The 15,009-nt window shown below is 71.7% G+C and carries 15 protein-coding genes; 3 read left to right on the top strand and 12 right to left on the bottom strand.

Features of this window, described 5'->3' with window-relative positions; genetic code table 11:
- Window positions 1-4 precede the first annotated feature (4 nt).
- The 10 genes from AB4112_RS28525 to AB4112_RS28480 form a co-directional block, all read right to left on the bottom strand.
- Complete coding sequence (locus AB4112_RS28525) at window positions 5-709, bottom strand: glutathione S-transferase family protein (protein WP_441724450.1); 705 nt, start codon at window positions 707-709, stop codon at window positions 5-7.
- A gap of 121 nt (window positions 710-830) precedes the next feature.
- The gene (locus AB4112_RS28520; RefSeq protein ID WP_441724449.1) at window positions 831-1,604 is read right to left on the bottom strand and encodes a ferredoxin--NADP reductase; all 774 of its coding nucleotides are present in this window, start codon (window positions 1,602-1,604) and stop codon (window positions 831-833) included.
- A 38-nt stretch (window positions 1,605-1,642) separates the two neighbouring features.
- The gene (gene ptsP, locus AB4112_RS28515; RefSeq protein ID WP_309798887.1) at window positions 1,643-3,430 is read right to left on the bottom strand and encodes a phosphoenolpyruvate--protein phosphotransferase; all 1,788 of its coding nucleotides are present in this window, start codon (window positions 3,428-3,430) and stop codon (window positions 1,643-1,645) included.
- 4 nt (window positions 3,431-3,434) lie between these two features.
- Window positions 3,435-3,737 (bottom strand): HPr family phosphocarrier protein, encoded by a 303-nt coding sequence (locus AB4112_RS28510; RefSeq protein ID WP_309798889.1) that lies wholly within the window; start codon window positions 3,735-3,737, stop codon window positions 3,435-3,437.
- Complete coding sequence (locus AB4112_RS28505) at window positions 3,734-4,144, bottom strand: PTS sugar transporter subunit IIA (RefSeq protein WP_309799091.1); 411 nt, start codon at window positions 4,142-4,144, stop codon at window positions 3,734-3,736. The genes AB4112_RS28510 and AB4112_RS28505 overlap by 4 nt, the downstream gene beginning before the upstream one ends.
- A 36-nt stretch (window positions 4,145-4,180) precedes the next feature.
- Window positions 4,181-5,071 (bottom strand): RNase adapter RapZ, encoded by an 891-nt coding sequence (rapZ, locus tag AB4112_RS28500; RefSeq protein WP_441724448.1) that lies wholly within the window; start codon window positions 5,069-5,071, stop codon window positions 4,181-4,183.
- Complete coding sequence (locus AB4112_RS28495; protein WP_309799092.1) at window positions 5,068-5,505, bottom strand: HPr kinase/phosphorylase; 438 nt, start codon at window positions 5,503-5,505, stop codon at window positions 5,068-5,070. The genes rapZ and AB4112_RS28495 overlap by 4 nt, the downstream gene beginning before the upstream one ends.
- 72 nt (window positions 5,506-5,577) lie before the next feature.
- Window positions 5,578-7,083 (bottom strand): pre-peptidase C-terminal domain-containing protein, encoded by a 1,506-nt coding sequence (locus AB4112_RS28490; protein WP_309798893.1) that lies wholly within the window; start codon window positions 7,081-7,083, stop codon window positions 5,578-5,580.
- A gap of 44 nt (window positions 7,084-7,127) precedes the next feature.
- The gene (locus AB4112_RS28485) at window positions 7,128-8,870 is read right to left on the bottom strand and encodes a stimulus-sensing domain-containing protein (protein WP_441724446.1); all 1,743 of its coding nucleotides are present in this window, start codon (window positions 8,868-8,870) and stop codon (window positions 7,128-7,130) included.
- 78 nt (window positions 8,871-8,948) lie between these two features.
- Window positions 8,949-9,647, bottom strand: a complete 699-nt coding sequence (locus AB4112_RS28480; RefSeq protein WP_441724444.1) for a response regulator transcription factor — start codon at window positions 9,645-9,647, stop codon at window positions 8,949-8,951.
- 143 nt (window positions 9,648-9,790) lie between these two features.
- On the opposite strand from AB4112_RS28480, the gene AB4112_RS28475 reads away from it, so the two are divergent.
- Complete coding sequence (locus AB4112_RS28475; RefSeq protein WP_441724442.1) at window positions 9,791-10,528, top strand: HugZ family pyridoxamine 5'-phosphate oxidase; 738 nt, start codon at window positions 9,791-9,793, stop codon at window positions 10,526-10,528.
- A 43-nt stretch (window positions 10,529-10,571) separates the two neighbouring features.
- On the opposite strand, the gene pip is transcribed toward AB4112_RS28475, so the two are convergent.
- Window positions 10,572-11,522, bottom strand: a complete 951-nt coding sequence (pip, locus tag AB4112_RS28470) for a prolyl aminopeptidase (RefSeq protein ID WP_309798900.1) — start codon at window positions 11,520-11,522, stop codon at window positions 10,572-10,574.
- 112 nt (window positions 11,523-11,634) lie between these two features.
- On the opposite strand from pip, the gene AB4112_RS28465 reads away from it, so the two are divergent.
- Both AB4112_RS28465 and AB4112_RS28460 read left to right on the top strand, forming a co-directional pair.
- Window positions 11,635-12,399 (top strand): thermonuclease family protein, encoded by a 765-nt coding sequence (locus AB4112_RS28465; protein ID WP_441724440.1) that lies wholly within the window; start codon window positions 11,635-11,637, stop codon window positions 12,397-12,399.
- Window position 12,400: 1 nt separating this feature from the next.
- A complete protein-coding gene (locus AB4112_RS28460; RefSeq protein WP_441724438.1) occupies window positions 12,401-13,732 on the top strand; it encodes a M48 family metalloprotease in 1,332 nt (443 codons plus the stop codon).
- A gap of 278 nt (window positions 13,733-14,010) precedes the next feature.
- On the opposite strand, the gene AB4112_RS28455 is transcribed toward AB4112_RS28460, so the two are convergent.
- Entirely contained in the window at window positions 14,011-14,904 is an 894-nt protein-coding gene (locus AB4112_RS28455; protein ID WP_441724436.1) for a LysR family transcriptional regulator, read from the bottom strand.
- Window positions 14,905-15,009: the final 105 nt, after the last annotated feature.

Below are 15,009 nucleotides of genomic sequence, written 5' to 3'. Positions count from 1 at the left end.
GCGCTCAGCCGGTCAGGAGCTCGACCACCGGGGCATCGCGCGGCACCGCCAGGGTGAAGCCCCCCAGATCGGCGAAGGCGCTCTGGAAGGCGGGGCGCTGCGACAGCCGCGCGATGTAGTCCGCGAACACCGGATCGCCGCACAGCTGGTAGGCCCGGGCCCACATCACGCCGTGCCCGATGACGCAGTCGGCGGCGGAGAAGCGGCCGCCGCAGGCGAAGCCGCCGGCCTCCAGTTGGCGCTTCAGCTGGGGTTCGACCTCGCCGGCAAATTTGTGGCGGTAGCGCTGGATGGTGCGGTCGTCCCGCTCGCGATCGGGCAGGATGTGCTCGTGGATGCGGATCTGCCACAGCATCATGTCCATGGCAGCGCCGCAGAAATGGATCGCCTGCAGATAGTCGGCACGCTCCGGCGAGAAGCCGTCGGGCAAGGGGGCCAGGCCCTTCTCCGGGAAGCTGTCCGCCAGCAGCACCACCATCGCGCCGCTTTCCAGCATGCGGGTGGACCGGCCATCCTCGGTGACGATCTCGAGCGCCGGCACGCCATGGTTCGGGTTGATGTCGAGATAGCGGGGGCTGTACTGCTCGCCCTCATAGAGGTCGACGACCTCCAGCTCGAAATCGTCGCCGACCAGTTCGTGCAGCAGCCACTTCACCCGGGCGCTGCGCACGGCGGGATAGTGGTACAGCTTGAGCGTCCGGACACGCATGGGCGGGATTCCCTGCCATGCCCGGCGCCATCCGCCGGGCTTCCAGGGTGATGCTGGGCCGCCGGGATTGCACAAGGATGTCGCCCCGGCTACGGCCGCAACCGGACGACGCGCCCCCAGCCTATTTCTCCACGAAGGCCTTCTCGACCACAAAATGCCCGGGCCGATTGTTGGCGCCTTCCTCGAAGCCGCGCTGGTGCAGCATCGCGACCAGGTCCTTCAGGAACACCGGCGACCCGCAGATCATCACCCGGTCGCTGTCCCGGTTCAGCGGCGGCAGCCCCAGATCGGCCGGCAGCTTGCCCGATTCCAGCAGCGCGGTGATGCGGCCGTTGTGGACATAGGGCTCGCGCGTCACGGTCGGATAGTATCTCAGCTTGGCCCGCACCATCTCGCCGATGAACTCGTCCTCCGGCAGCACCCGGGTGATGAAGTCGTCATAGGCCTGCTCGGCGATGAAGCGGGTGCCGTGGACCAGCACCACATTCTCGTACCGCTCATAGGCCTCGGGGTCCTTGATCACGCTCAGGAACGGGGCCAGGCCCGTCCCCGTGGCGCAGAGATACAGGGTGCGGCCGGGCAGCAGGCTGTCCTGGATCAGGGTGCCCACCGGCTTGCGGCCGACCAGGACGTGGTCGCCGACCCGGATGTTCTGCAGCCGCGAGGTCAGCGGGCCGTCCGCCACCTTGATCGAGAAGAACTCCAGATTGTCCTCGTAATTGGACGAGGCCATGGAATAGGCGCGCAGCAGCGGCTTGCCGTCGACCTCCAGCCCGATCATGGTGAACTGGCCGTTGAGGAACCGGAACGCCGGGTCGCGCGTGGTCTTGAACGAGAACAGCCGGTCCGTGTAGTGGCGGACCTCCAGCACGCGTTCGGTGTTCATGGTCGACATCGCATCCCTCCCAGCGAAGGCGCCGTTGCCCGGTATCTTCAGCCGCCCTCGTTGAAGTCGTCCAGCAGCGCGGCGATGCGGCCGGAATCGGTCTGGTCCAGCATCATCCGGGCGCGCCGGGCGGCGGCGACGCTGTCCAGCGTCAGGATCCGGCGCTTGACCTCCAGCAGCCGCAAGGGCGCCATCGACAGGTCGCGGATGCCCAGGCCCACCAGCAGCGCGGTGAAGCGCGGATCGCCGGCGATCTCGCCGCAGACGCTGACCGGGATGCGGGCGCGCAGCGCGGCCTCGACCGTGAACTGCACCAGCCGCAGCACCGAGGTGTGCAGCGGGTCGTAGAGATGGGCCACGGATTCGTCGCCGCGGTCGGCGGCCAGCGTGTACATCACCAGGTCGTTGGTGCCGATGGCGAAGAAGTCGACCTCGCGCGCCAGGGCGTCGGCGATCAGGGCCGCGCCTGGGACCTCGATCATCACCCCCAGCGGCGGCATCGCGGCCGGCACCGGCACCTTGCGCCGCCGCAGCCGCCGCATCGTCCGGTCCAGCGCCGCCTTGACGGTGCGGATCTCGCCGATGGTGGTGATCATCGGCAGCAGGACGCGGATCGGCCCGTGCGCCCCGGCCCGCAGGATGGCGGCCAGCTGCGCCTCCAGCAGCTTCGGCTCCTTCAGCGACAGCCGGATGGCGCGCAGGCCCAGCGCCGGATTCGCGATCTCGGCGAAGCGGCCGCCCAGCGCGGCCGCGATCTTGTCGCCACCGAGGTCGAGGGTGCGGATGGTGACGACCTTGCCGGCCATGGCGTCGACCATGCCGCTCAGGGTCGCGTACTGCTCCTCCTCGGTCGGCAGGTCGTCCCGGTTCATGAACATGAACTCGGTGCGCAGCAGCCCGACCCCGGCCGCGTTCAGGTCGGTGGCCACCTGGGCGTCGCGCGGCAGCTCGATGTTGGCCGACAGGGTGATGGTGACGTCGTCGCGGGTGCGGGCAGGCAGGCCGACCAGGGCGTGCAGCTGCTTGCGGTCGGCGCGCTGCAGGTCGCGCCGGATGCGGAAGGCGGCCAGGGTCTCCGGGGTCGGGTCGATGATGACGCGGCCGGCGCTGCCGTCGACGATCACCATCTGCCCCGAGCGGATGCCGACCAAGAGGCCGGGCACGCCCAGCACCGCCGGCAGGCCGAGCGACCGCGCCATGATCGCGGTGTGGCTCTGGGCCCCGCCCAGCGCCGCGGCGAAGCCGACGACGCGGCGCGGGTCCATCAGGGCGGTATCGGCCGGGGTGATCTCCTCGGCCAGCACGATGCTGCCCTCGGGCAGGTTGGCGAAGGCCTGGAACTGGCGCTTGGTCAGGTTGCGGATCAGCCGGGCGCCGACCTCGCGGATGTCGTCGATCCGGCTCGCCAGGTAGCTGTCGTCCATCGCCGCGAACTGCACCGCCAGCGCCGCAATCTCCGACTGCACGGCGTATTCGGCGTTGACGCGCTCCTCGGCGATGCGGGTCTCGACGCCGCGCAGCAGGCGCGACCCGGACAGGATCGCGGCATGGGCGTCGAGCAGGTAGCCGATGTCCTCCGCCGCCTGCTCCGGCAGCCCCTGGGCCTTGGCCTTCAGCTTCTTGATCTGGCGCCGGGCCTTGGCCAGCGCCTCGGCGAAGCGCTCGCGCTCGGCCGCCAGGTCGGCCTCGTCCAGCCGGTACTCCGCCACCTGTTCGACGCCGCTCTCGATCAGATGGGCCGGGCCGATGGCAATGCCGCCGGACACGGCCAAGCCGGTCAGCGCCACTTCGCGGTTCGGGGCCGGGGCCGGAATGTCGGCGATCTCCATCGCCATGGGATCAATCCTCGTCGAAGCCGCGTTCGACCAGCGACACCAACGCCGCCAGCGCCGCTTCCGCCTGCGCGCCGGTGGCGGCGATGTCGATCGTGCTGCCCGGGCCGGCCGCCAGCATCATCAGCCCCATGATCGACTGGCCGCCGACCTCGCTGCCGTTGCGCTCGACCCAGATCTCGGCCTCGAACTCGGCCGCCAGCTTGACGAACTTCGCCGCCGCCCGGGCATGCAGCCCGCGCTGGTTGATGATGGTGACGGTCTTGGTCAGCCGGTCCATGGCCGCGTCCGGGGACGTCGGGCCACTCATTTTTTCTTCTCCGGCCTCAGCAGCGCCGACGCGACGCTGATGTATTTCTGGCCGGCCTCGCGGGCGCTGGTCACCGCGTCGGTCAGGGTGTCGGTCTTGCGCACCGAGGCCAGCTTGATCAGCATCGGCAGGTTGATGCCGGCGATGACCTCGACATTGGCGCGGTCGAGGATCGAGATCGCCAGGTTCGAGGGCGTGCCGCCGAACATGTCGGTCAACAGCACCACGCCGCGCCCGCCATCGACCGTGGTCACCTTCTCCAGGATCTCGGCCCGGCGCTGCTCCATGTCGTCCTCGGGGCCGATGCAGACCGTGGCGACCTGGGGCTGGGCGCCCACCACGTGCTCCATCGCCGCGACGAACTCATCGGCGAGGCGACCATGGGTCACGAGGACCATGCCGATCATGGGGTGGGTGGTCATGTTGGTCTGATTGCCTTCCTGTCAGCCCGGCGCCGGCATGTCGCGGTGGATCAGGCCGCGGCGGTAGCCCTGGCCGTCCAGCCAGGCCGCCAGCGTCTCCGCCACGAACACCGATCGGTGTTTGCCGCCGGTGCACCCGACGGCGATGGTGAGGTAGCTCTTGCCCTCGCGGTTGTACCGCGGCAGGAGCGGTTCGAGCAGGCCGAACAGCGACGCCATGAAGGGGTCGAACTGGATGTCGCGCCGGATCATCGCCTGCACCTCGGGGTTCTGGCCGGTCTGCGGGCGCAGCGCCGGAACCCAGTGCGGATTGTCGAGGAAGCGGACGTCGAACACCAGATCGGCCTCGCGCGGCAGGCCGCGCTTGAAGGAGAAGGAGACGACCGAGACGTACAGCCCGGGCGCGGCGCCGATGCCGAAATGGCCTTCGACGATCCGCCGCAGATCCTGCGGGCTGGTCAGCGATGTGTCGAGCACCACGTCGGCCATGGCGCGCAGCGGGTGCAGCTCCAGCCGCTCGCGCCGGATGCCGTCGGCCACCGGGCGGTCGATCGCCAGCGGGTGGCGCCGCCGGGTCTCGGTGAAGCGGCGCTGCAGGATCTCGTCGTCGGCATCGAGGAACAGCAGCTTGACGTCGGTGTCGCGCCGGGCGCGCAGCACCGCGATCTCGGCCTCCAGCGCCGCGACCGAGAAGCCGCGGGTGCGGGTGTCGATGGTCACCGCCATCGGCCGGCCCTCGGCATGCTCGACCAGCGGGCCGAGCAGCACGATCGGCAGGTTGTCGATCGCCTCATGGCCGAGATCCTCGAGGATCTTCAGCGACGAGGAATGGCCGGCGCCGGACAGGCCGCTGATCAGGACGAGGCGGTGCCGGGCCTGGGGCCGCGTCCCGGTGTCGGGGGTGTCCATCATCGTGCCAGGCGGCGTTCGGGGGCGGCGAGGCCGGCGAGGGCGAAGCGCAGCTTGATCGGGGCCGAGGCCTCGAAGGGCGAGACCGAGACCAGCGGCAGGATGATGCCGAGGTAGGCGCAGGTCCCGGGCTCGGGCAGCCGCTCGATCGCCCCGTCCGGCTTCAGGTCGGCGACCAGCAGCACCGGCACCTCCGGCAGGAACGGCACCGGGATCGGGCCGAAGCCGCGGGCCTCGATCAGTCCGGCAAGGATGGCGGGCGGGCGGGCGATCACCAGCCCGCCTTCGAGCGACAGCTGCACGCGGTCGTCGGCCACCAGCCGCCCGCCGGCATCGATGAGCCGCAGTGCCAGATCGGATTTGCCGCTGCCCGACGGTCCGCGCAAAAGCACGCCACGACCGTCGACTGCGACGCAGGTAGCATGGATCGTCGCCATCGCGGGAGGGAAGGTGACTGGCACCTCCCTCCCTGTCAATCGCGACGGCGACAGGTCGGACAAGACGACGCGTTATTTCGCCGGCACAGCCTTGGTCTCCAGCGTGTACGGCGTGTCACCCTGGTAGGAGTAGACCCGCAGCAGGTAGGTGCCGGGGTCCAGCCGCAGCTGCAGCTCCTCCGGATCGGTGCCGGAATTGGCGCCGCTGATCAGGCTCTCCTGGTCCGAGGCGCGCAGCAGGTCGATGTCGGCATCGCCCTTCTCCATGGTCAGCCGCACCGTGACGTCGGCGCGCGACGCCAGGGTGAAGCGCCAGTAGTCGTCCTTGTCGGTGAAGCCGACCCAGTCGCTCAGGGTCACCGGGGTCCGGCCGACATTCTCGATGGTGCCGGCGGCGTCCGGCGTGTTGCCGGCATGGTCCGGCGGCGGCGGCTCGGCCGGGCCGCCGGCCACGGTCAGGCGGTAGTCGGTGGCGCCCTCGCCGGCCGGATAGACGTTCAGGTAGTAGGTGCCGGGGTCGAGCGTCGCGGTCAGCGCCTCGGCCTCGGTGTCGACATTGGTGCCGCTGAGGAGGTAGCTGCCGTCGGCGCCTTCGAGGTTGATGTCGGCATCGGCCGACATCCCGTCCAGGCCGATGGTGACCGTCTGCCGCTCGGTGACCTGGAAGGCGTAGTAGTCGCTGGCATCGGCCGGGCCGACCCAGTCGCCGGCCTCGGCGCTGGTGCCGGTGACGTCGCCGAGGTCATGCGCGTCGGACTGGCTGGATCCGGCCGCGTCGGGCGGCGGCGCCGCGCCCGGCGTGCCAGAGACGGTCAGGCGGTACGGCGTGCCGTCGCCATAGCTGGTGATCACGAAGTAATAGGTGCCGGGGGCCACCAGCTTGCCCATGTGCTCGGCATCCGAACCGCTGTTGGCGGAGGAGGCGACGGTCTGGCCGTCGCCGTCGCGCAGCTCGATATCCGCGTCGCCGGTCATGCCGGCCAGGTCCACTGACAGCTCGGTCCAGCCCTCGACCGTGACGCTGTAGGCGTCGGTCTGGTCGGTCTGCGAGACGCGGCCCTCGGCCACCAGCGGCGTGGCGCCGACCATGCCTAGCGCCGTGGCGGTGGCGATGGTGTCGTCGGCGGATTCATCGGCCTGGCCCAGCGTCGGTGCCGGGCCGGTGGGTGTGCCGGGCAGGGCGACGCGCATCGGCGCCAGGGTCTGCGCCCACATGTAGCCGACCGGCGTCTTCGGGGTCTGCACCCGCACCCAGCCGCCGGCGGCCAGCCGGCCGGTGACGATGACCTGGGACCCGAAGGGCAGCGTCTCCTCCAGCGTGGCGGTGCCGTTCGGGGCGCCGCGGACCGAGGCGCTGGTCCAGGTGACGAAGGACAGCGCGTCCATCTCCTCGGCCACGGCGGGGGCGGCAGCGACGGCCGGGACCGCCGGGGCGGGCGCCTCGACCACCGGCGCGGGCGGCGCCGGCACCTGGACGACGACCGGCGGCGGCACCACCGTCTGGGTCTGGGCCAGGGCCGGGAGGGTGGCCAGGGCGAAGACGCTGCCGAGCAGCAGTCGGCGCAGGCGCGAATTCATCGGATTTCCCCTTCGATGCGGATTGGGTCGATTGTTGCCGCAGATCACTTGGCGGGGATCTTCACCGTGAAGCGGGCGCCGGGACGGCCCTCCCGGTTTTCGGCGAAGATCTGGCCGCGATGGGCGGTGATGATCTGCTTGGAGATGCTGAGGCCCAGGCCGGAATGGGTGCCGAACTTCTCCCCGGCCGGGCGCTCGGTGTAGAAGCGGTCGAAGATCGCCTCCAGCTTGGCGGCCGGGATGCCCGGCCCGTCATCCTCGATGGTCGCGATCACCCAGGCGCCTTCGCGCCGGGCCCGCAGGGTGATGGCGCCGTCCGGCGGCGAGAACGAGATCGCGTTGGTGATCAGGTTGCGGAACACCTGCACCAGCCGGTCCTCGATGCCGGGCACGGTCAGCGACGACCCCGGCGGCAGGCTCAAGGACACCTTGAGGTCGGTGTCCTCCAGCGTGGTCTTGTACAGGTCGGTCAGCATGCCCAACATGCGGCCGATATCGGCGGTCCCGGTCTCGGCGCGCGACAGCTCGGCGTCCAGCCGCGAGGCGTCGGAGATGTCGCTGATCAGCCGGTCCAGCCGCTGCACATCCTCCAGGATGATCGCCATCAGCCGGCGCTGCTGCACCGGGTCGGTGATCCGGGCGGTGGTCTCGACCGCGCTGCGCAGCGAGGTCAGCGGGTTCTTGATCTCGTGCGACACGTCGGCGGCGAAGCGCTCGATCGCGTCGATCCGGGTCCACAGCGCCGCGGTCATCGCCCGCAGCGCGCCGGCCAGCTCGCCGATCTCGTCGCGCCGGCCGCTCATGTCGGGGATCTCGACCTTGCGGCCGCGGCTCTGCTGCACCCGCTCCGCCGCGCGGGCCAGCCGGCGGATCGGCCGGGTGATGGTGCCGGCGAGGTACAGCGACAGGATGATGGTGACCGCCAGCGCGATGGCGAAGACCTTCAGGATCTCCTCGCGCACCGTCTGCAGGTTGCCCTCGATGTTGATGCCCTCGCGGGTCACCAGCACCGCGCCCAGCACCAGCCGCACGCGCTGCACCGGCACGGCGACGCCCAGCATCAGCTGGCCGTCCTCGCGGGTCCAGATCTGGCGGCCGACCCCGCCGGTCAGCGCGGCGCGGACGCTGGCATAGTCGTTGCCCTGCTGGTCCTGGCGCTCGACATAGGTCGGCCAGCGCTTGCGCGGGCCGGCGAACTCGGCGCTCCAGTCGTAGACCGCGTCCCAGGCGGCGCGGATCCAGCCCTTGGCCACCGGCGGCAGCAGCGGCCGCACCTCGATGATGCCGCCGGGCTGGCCCAGCATGCGGCTGTCCGCCACCAGCTTGCCGTCGATGCCGAACAGGCGGGCGCGGGTGTCGGTCGACTGGTAGACCCGGCGGATCATCTGGCGGGCCTTGTCGGGGTCCAGCGACTGCTCGGTGTCGACCCCGCCGACCACCGCTGCCTCGGCCAGGCCGCCGGCGAAGATGGTGGCCTCGGCGTCCAGCGACGCCAGCTCGTTCTCGATCAGCCGCTCCTGGTAGGACGACAGGTACAGCATGCCGCCGACCAGCATCATCAGCGCCATCATGTTGACGGCCAGGACGCGGGCGGTGAGCTTCGAGAAGAAGCGGCGGCGCAACCGGATGATCGGCGCGTCGACGGCGCGGCCGCCGACCGGGGTGGCGGTGATCGGCTCCACCGTGGGCTCGGCGACCAGCTCCGCCATCGGCTCCGGCCGGGCAGCCGCATTCTGCTCGGCGGATTCGCCGAGGCGCGGCGGTGCGGGGCCGCGGGACGCTCTCAATGGAGCCGTCATTGGGGGGCCGTCATGGCGTCATGCGGCGGTCAGACTCCGATCACGGGCGGCCGGCGCTGCCCGCGATCAGGCCTCCTTGTAGCGATAGCCGACACCGTACAGCGTCTCGATGTGCCCGAACTCGGTGTCGACCACCTTGAACTTCTTGCGGATGCGCTTGATGTGGCTGTCGATGGTGCGGTCGTCGACATAGATGTGCTCGCCATAGGCGGCGTCCATCAGCTGGTCCCGGCTCTTGACGTGGCCGGGGCGGATGGCCAGCGCCTTGACCAGCAGGAATTCGGTGACGGTCAGGTCGATGGTCTCGCCGCGCCACAGGCAGGCATGGCGGTTGCCGTCCAGCGTCAGGTCGCCCCGCGCCAGCACCGCGGCGGGGTCTGCGGGCGTGCTGTCGGTGGCCAGCTGCTCGCGCCGCAGCAGGGCGCGGATGCGCTCGATCAGCAGGCGCTGCGAGAACGGCTTCTTGATGTAGTCGTCGGCCCCCATGCGCAGGCCCAGCAGCTCGTCGACCTCGTCGTCCTTCGAGGTCAGGAAGATCACCGGCATGTTGGTGGTCTTGCGCAGGCGGCCCAGCAGCTCCATCCCGTCCATGCGCGGCATCTTGATGTCCAGCACGGCCAGGTCGACCGGCTTCTGCAGCAGCCCGCGCAGCGCCTCGTCGCCGTCGGAGAAGGTGCGGACTTCGTAGCCCTCCGACTCCAGCGATATCGCCACCGACGTCAGGATGTTGCGATCGTCGTCGACCAGCGCGATGGTCTGGGCCATGGCCCCCTCCACTGTCACCACCCGCCCCCGGCGGGCAAGTACCCTCGATGCCGGCGACGCTGAAGGCTCAATATGGCGTATATACGGCCGAAATGTCACTCGAACGCGGTAATCTTCAGGAAAACCAGCGGGGTAGCAACGCCATGACATCCCAGGATGCCGGCCCGGCCGCCGGTCCGAGTGAACGCGCCCGCACTCTGCTGCGCCGTCTCGACCGCGGCGCGCTGGCCACGCTCGACGCCGATGGCGGTCCCTACGCCTCGCTGGTGCTGGCCGCCACCGACCCGGCGGGGCATCCGCTGCTGCTGATCTCGCGGCTGGCGGAGCACACCGGCAACCTCGATCGCGACGCCCGCGCGGCGCTGCTGCTGGACGGCACGGCGGGGCTCGACCAGCCGCTGACCGGGCCGCGGCTGACGGTGTCCGGCCGGGCCGAGCCGGTGGTCGACCCGGGACTGCGCGGCCGCTACCTGGCGCGCCATCCGGATGCGGCCGGCTATGCCGATTTCCAAGATTTCGGCCTGTGGCGGATCCGGGTCGAGCGCGGCCACATGATCGCCGGCTTCGGCGCCATCCACCGGCTCGACGCGGCCGAGCTGCTGGTCGACCCGCCGCCGGCGCTGACCGCGGCGGAGACCGGCATCGTCGCCCATATGAACGACGACCACGCCGACGCCGTCGACCTCTACGCCCATGTCCTGCTCGGCCAGGCGGGCGAGGGCTGGCGGATGACCGGGATCGACGCCGACGGGGCGGATCTGCGCCGCGGCGGCGCCGTCGCCCGCCTGGCCTTCGCCGCCCCGGTGACCGATGCCGATTCGGCGCGGAAGGAGCTGGTGCGCCTGGTCCGCCACGCCCGCAGCGGCGGGCTGGCGGATTGACCGAACGACCGGTCAGCCTTTCCGGCCGGTCCCCCTTTCTGGGTCAGCTCACCGACTTCAGCCGCTCCATGGTCTCGACCAGGGCGGTGCGGATCCCCGGCTCCATCGCGGAATGGCCGGCATCCGGCACCACGACATAGGTCGCCTCGGGCCAGGCGCGGTGCAGCTCGTCGGCGGTCGCGATCGGGCACACCGTGTCGTAGCGGCCCTGGACGATGGTCGCCGGCAGGTGCCGCACCCGGTCGACGTCCTGCAGCAGCCGGTCGGGCGGGGTGAACAGGTTGTTCAGGAAGTAGTGCGCCTCGATCCGCGCCAGCCCCAGCGCATGCGCGTCCTCGCCGGCCGAGGCCACGATCTCCGGATTCGGCAGCAGGGTGGAGCAAGAGCCCTCATAGATGCTCCAGGCCCGCGCCGCGGGCAGGTGCACCGCCGGGTCGGGATCGGTCAGCCGGCGGTGATAGCTGCGGGTCAGGTCGGCGCGCTCCGCCGGGGGCAGGAACTCGACGAAGCTGCGATGCGCCTCGGGGAAGAAGGTGCGCATGCCGTTGAAGAACCAGTCGATCTCCTGCGGCCGCATCAGGAAGATGCCGCGCAGGGTCAGCGACCGGCAGCGCTGCGGATGCGCCTGGGCGTAGGCCAGGGCCAGGGTCGACCCCCAGGACCCGCCGAAGACGTGCCAGCGCTCGATCCCCAGCATGCGGCGCAGCTGCTCCATGTCGCCGACCAGGTGCTCGGTGGTGTTCTGCCGGGTCTCGCCCAGCGGCCGCGACCGGCCGGCGCCGCGCTGGTCGAAGATGATGATGCGGTAGAAGCCGGGGTCGAAGAAGCGGCGATGGGTGGGCGAGGCGCCGGCGCCGGGGCCGCCATGCAGGAAGACCACCGGAACGCCGTCGGGGCGGCCGCACTGCTCCCAATAGATGCTGTGCAGGTCGTCGACCGGCAGCAGGCCGGTGGCGAAGGGCTCGATGGTCGGGAAGATCAGATCGCGCGGCATGGTCTCGCTGTCGGCTGGGGGTCCCCTCCCACTCTACGGACTCGGCGGCGCATTGCAAAAATCGATCGCACGGGGGCAGGCAAGACGCCGCAGCCTGGCCTATGCTCGCGGCATGCGCCGGGCGCTTCTCTCCCTCATCCTGCTGCTGTGCGGCGTCGCCGCCGCGCGGGCCGACAACGCACCCGGCGGTCCGTCGGACGGGCTCGACTACGGGCCGCCGCTGGCCGTCGCCGCGGTGCTCGACGGCCGGACGCTGCGGCTCAGCGACGGCACGGTGGTCCGCCTCAGCGGGCTCGACGTGCCCTTCGGGCGCTGGCAGGCCGCGGCCCGGTCGGTGCTGGCGGCGCTGGTGGACGGCCAGCCGGTGCGTCTGGCCCCGGTGGCGCCGGCCGATCGCTACGGCCGCGTGCCGGGCCATCTGCAGCGCGCCGACGGGCTGTGGATCGAGGAGGATCTGCTGGGCCGCGGCCTGGCGCGGGTCGATGCCGGCGGCGCCGACCCCGCCGCGGCGCTGGTCTCGCTGCTGGTGACCGAAGGCGAGGCCCGGGCGGCCGGCCGCGGCCTGTGGGCCGACCCCGATTTCACCGTGAGGCCGGCGGAGGCGCTGGACCGCGCCGGGCTGGATCGCTTCCAGGTGGTCGAGGGGACGGTGCTGCAGGCGACCATCCTGCGCGGCCGCGCCTACCTCAATTTCGGCACGGATCAGCGGCAGGATTTCACCGTGATGATGGAACCCGACGCCGTCCGCCGGCTCGGCGCCGGGCCGCAGCTGCTGGCGCTGCAGGGCCGGCGCATCCGGGTGCGCGGCTGGCTCGACTGGTCGGGCGGGCCGCGGATCGCGGTCGGGCGGATGGAACAGATCGAAAGGTTGGACTGACATGGCGTCGACACGCCGAGAGTTCCTGCTGTCCACGGCGCTGCTGGCCCTGGCGCCGCGGCTGGCGGCGGCGGACGCCGTCCTGGCGGAGGGCGCCAAGGATGTGCAGGAGGAGTTCGGCGGCCCCTACCAGGCGCCGGCGCTGCGCGACCGCGTCGCCCGCATCGGCCAGCGGGTCGCCGATGCCGAGACCGGCGGCACCATGCGGGTCGCGGTCGACCTGATCGATTCGGACCGGGTGAACGCCGTGGCGCTGCCCGACGGCCGGATCCTGGTCACCCGCGGCCTGCTGGCGCTGGCGCGCAGCGAGGCGGAGGTGGCGGCGGTGCTGGCGCATGAGATCGGCCATGTCGTCGCCGACCACGCCAGGCTGCGGGCGCAGCGGGCGCAGACCCGTCCCGACATCGCCGAGCCGTCGGGTGAGGCCGATTTCGACCAGGCACAGGAGCGGCAGGCCGACCGGATCGGGATCGAGGCGATGGCCGCGGCCGGCTACGACCCCGGTGCGGCGCCCGCCTTTCTGGCCAGGCTGGATGCGGAACACCGCCTCGTCGCCGCTCTGGTGGGACGGCCGGAGCTGGCCTCGGCCGCCGCCAACGGGGCCGACCATCCGGAGACGGCGGACCGGGTCGCGGCCGCCCGCGCCCAGGCGGCGGCGCTGCCGGAGGGCGAGAGCGGGGAGGCGGAGTGGCTCGCCGCCACCGACGGGCTGCCCTGGGGCGAGAGCCCCGGCCAGATCCCGTTCCGGGGCCAGGCCGTGATCGACCCGGTGGCGCGGTTCCGCTGGGACGCGCCGCCGGGCGTGGCGCTGATGCGGCAGCGCCGCCGGGTGATGGGGGTGGGGCCTGACGAATCGGTGATCCTGTTCGACCATCTCAGCCAGCCGGGGGCCCTGCCGGCCCGGCTTTATCTCGAACGGGTCTGGGGCAAGGCGGTGGGCGGCGTCCGCGATGTCGAGGCGCTGGATCTTGGCGGCTTCCCGGCGGCCCGGGGCCGTGCGTCGGTGGCCGGCGCGTCGGGGGCCTGGGATGTGCTGCTGGTGATGATCGAGACCTCGGCCGAACGGCGCGACCGCTTCACCGTGCTGACCCGGGCCGGCAGCCCGGCCCAGGCGCCGGCCCGCGCGGCGGTCGACAGCTTCCGCCGGATCAGCGCGGCGGAGGCCGCCAAGGTGCGTCCCCGCCGCCTCGCCATCGCCAAGGTGCGGCCGGGCGACACGGTGGCGTCGCTGGTCGGCCGCATGCGGGTCGAGGCGGCGGAGGACCGGTTCCGGCTGCTGAACGACGGCGACCGGCCGGCGCCGGGCAGCCTGGTGAAGCTGATCGTCGAGTGAGGGCGGGGAAAGGGAGCCACCGCGTCGCCTCCCCCGCTTGCGAGGCCTTTTCAGAGTAGACCCAGCGCGCCTCTTCCTTGTCCCCCCTCCCCTTGCGGGAGGGGGTAGGGGGAGGGGTCTGCGCGCGTCCGCGCGCGAATGGACAAGGATCTTGCCGCGTGGTGCCGAGGGCGGTCGGCCCCGGGCGGAGAAAACCCCCWCCCCCWACCCCCWCCCGCAAGGGGAGGGGGGACTCGGTAAGGTTCGACCTTGAGACCCCAAGCTTCACCCCACACCCCTCAGGCGACGTCCCCGGCGATCACCGCGCGCTGGGCGGCCAGGCCGTCGCCGACCAGCTCCATGAAGGCGCGGATGCGGGCGGTGCGGCGCAGGTCGGCATGGGTGATCAGCCACAGCTCACGGCGCAGCGCCGGGATCGGCGGGAACAGGCGGCGCAGTTCCGGCTCCGGGTCGGCGAGGTAGCAGGGCAGGATGGCGAGGCCGATCCCGGCCTTGGCGGCGACCAGCTGGTTGACCAGGCTGGAGCTGCGATAGGCGATCGCCTCCGGCGGCACCGCGGCGGCCAGCCAGGCGGCGGTGCCGACCGCGCCGGCGCCCTCGGCCCAGCCGATCACCGGATGGGCGCCGAGATCCTCGATCCGCGCCGGCGCCGGGTCGCCCGCGCGGCCATAGGCGGCCCAGGCGATGTCCGCCAGCTTGCGGCCGAACAGCTCGGGCTCGGCCGGGCGCAGCGCGCGCAGGGCGATGTCGGCCTCGCGCCGCCCGAGGTCCAGCGCCCGGTTGTCCAGGATCAGCTCGACCGTGATGCCGGGATGGGCGGTGCGGAAGCGGGCCAGCTCGGGCGTCAGCAGGCGATAGGCCAGGGTCTCCGACGCGGTGACCCGCAGCGTGCCGGACAGGCGGATGTCATGGCCGGCCAGGTCGCGCTCGACCGTCAGCAGCTCGGCCTCGATCCGCAGCGCCGCCGCGATCAGGCGCTCGCCGGCCTCGGTCGGGGCGTAGCCGCCCTCGGCGCGGTCGAACAGCCGGGTCTCCAGCCGCGCCTCCAGCGCCTTGAGGCGGCGGAACAGGGTGGAATGGTCCAGCCGCAGCGCCTGCGCCGCGACGGCAAGGCGGCCGGCCCGGCCGATCGCCAGCACCGACCGCAGCTCCTCCCAGGACAGCTTGGACATGGATTGCATCCACGCAATGGCGATTGGCCAATACACAACAGCCGTTGCGTTGATGCAAAGCCTATCGTCGATCCGACCGCCGCAACCGGTGCGGCGGAGCAGATG

Source organism: Inquilinus sp. 2KB_23 (assembly GCF_052115705.1).
In the GTDB taxonomy this organism is placed as follows: Bacteria; Pseudomonadota; Alphaproteobacteria; order DSM-16000; family Inquilinaceae; genus Inquilinus; species Inquilinus ginsengisoli_A.
Note: the sequence above shows the minus strand (reverse complement) of the source record. Positions and strands in the feature narration are given on the sequence as shown.

Excerpts from the sequence above, each read along its gene's own strand:
- AB4112_RS28525 (WP_441724450.1), bottom strand. The coding sequence starts at position 709 with ATGCGTGTCCGGACGCTCAAGCTGTACCACTATCCCGCCGTGCGCAGC.
- AB4112_RS28520 (WP_441724449.1), bottom strand. The coding sequence starts at position 1,604 with ATGTCGACCATGAACACCGAACGCGTGCTGGAGGTCCGCCACTACACG.
- ptsP (WP_309798887.1), bottom strand. The coding sequence starts at position 3,430 with ATGGCGATGGAGATCGCCGACATTCCGGCCCCGGCCCCGAACCGCGAA.
- AB4112_RS28510 (WP_309798889.1), bottom strand. The coding sequence starts at position 3,737 with ATGAGTGGCCCGACGTCCCCGGACGCGGCCATGGACCGGCTGACCAAG.
- AB4112_RS28505 (WP_309799091.1), bottom strand. The coding sequence starts at position 4,144 with ATGATCGGCATGGTCCTCGTGACCCATGGTCGCCTCGCCGATGAGTTC.
- rapZ (WP_441724448.1), bottom strand. The coding sequence starts at position 5,071 with ATGATGGACACCCCCGACACCGGGACGCGGCCCCAGGCCCGGCACCGC.
- AB4112_RS28495 (WP_309799092.1), bottom strand. The coding sequence starts at position 5,505 with ATGGCGACGATCCATGCTACCTGCGTCGCAGTCGACGGTCGTGGCGTG.
- AB4112_RS28490 (WP_309798893.1), bottom strand. The coding sequence starts at position 7,083 with ATGAATTCGCGCCTGCGCCGACTGCTGCTCGGCAGCGTCTTCGCCCTG.
- AB4112_RS28480 (WP_441724444.1), bottom strand. The coding sequence starts at position 9,647 with ATGGCCCAGACCATCGCGCTGGTCGACGACGATCGCAACATCCTGACG.
- AB4112_RS28475 (WP_441724442.1), top strand. The coding sequence starts at position 9,791 with ATGACATCCCAGGATGCCGGCCCGGCCGCCGGTCCGAGTGAACGCGCC.
- pip (WP_309798900.1), bottom strand. The coding sequence starts at position 11,522 with ATGCCGCGCGATCTGATCTTCCCGACCATCGAGCCCTTCGCCACCGGC.
- AB4112_RS28465 (WP_441724440.1), top strand. The coding sequence starts at position 11,635 with ATGCGCCGGGCGCTTCTCTCCCTCATCCTGCTGCTGTGCGGCGTCGCC.
- AB4112_RS28460 (WP_441724438.1), top strand. The coding sequence starts at position 12,401 with ATGGCGTCGACACGCCGAGAGTTCCTGCTGTCCACGGCGCTGCTGGCC.
- AB4112_RS28455 (WP_441724436.1), bottom strand. The coding sequence starts at position 14,904 with ATGTCCAAGCTGTCCTGGGAGGAGCTGCGGTCGGTGCTGGCGATCGGC.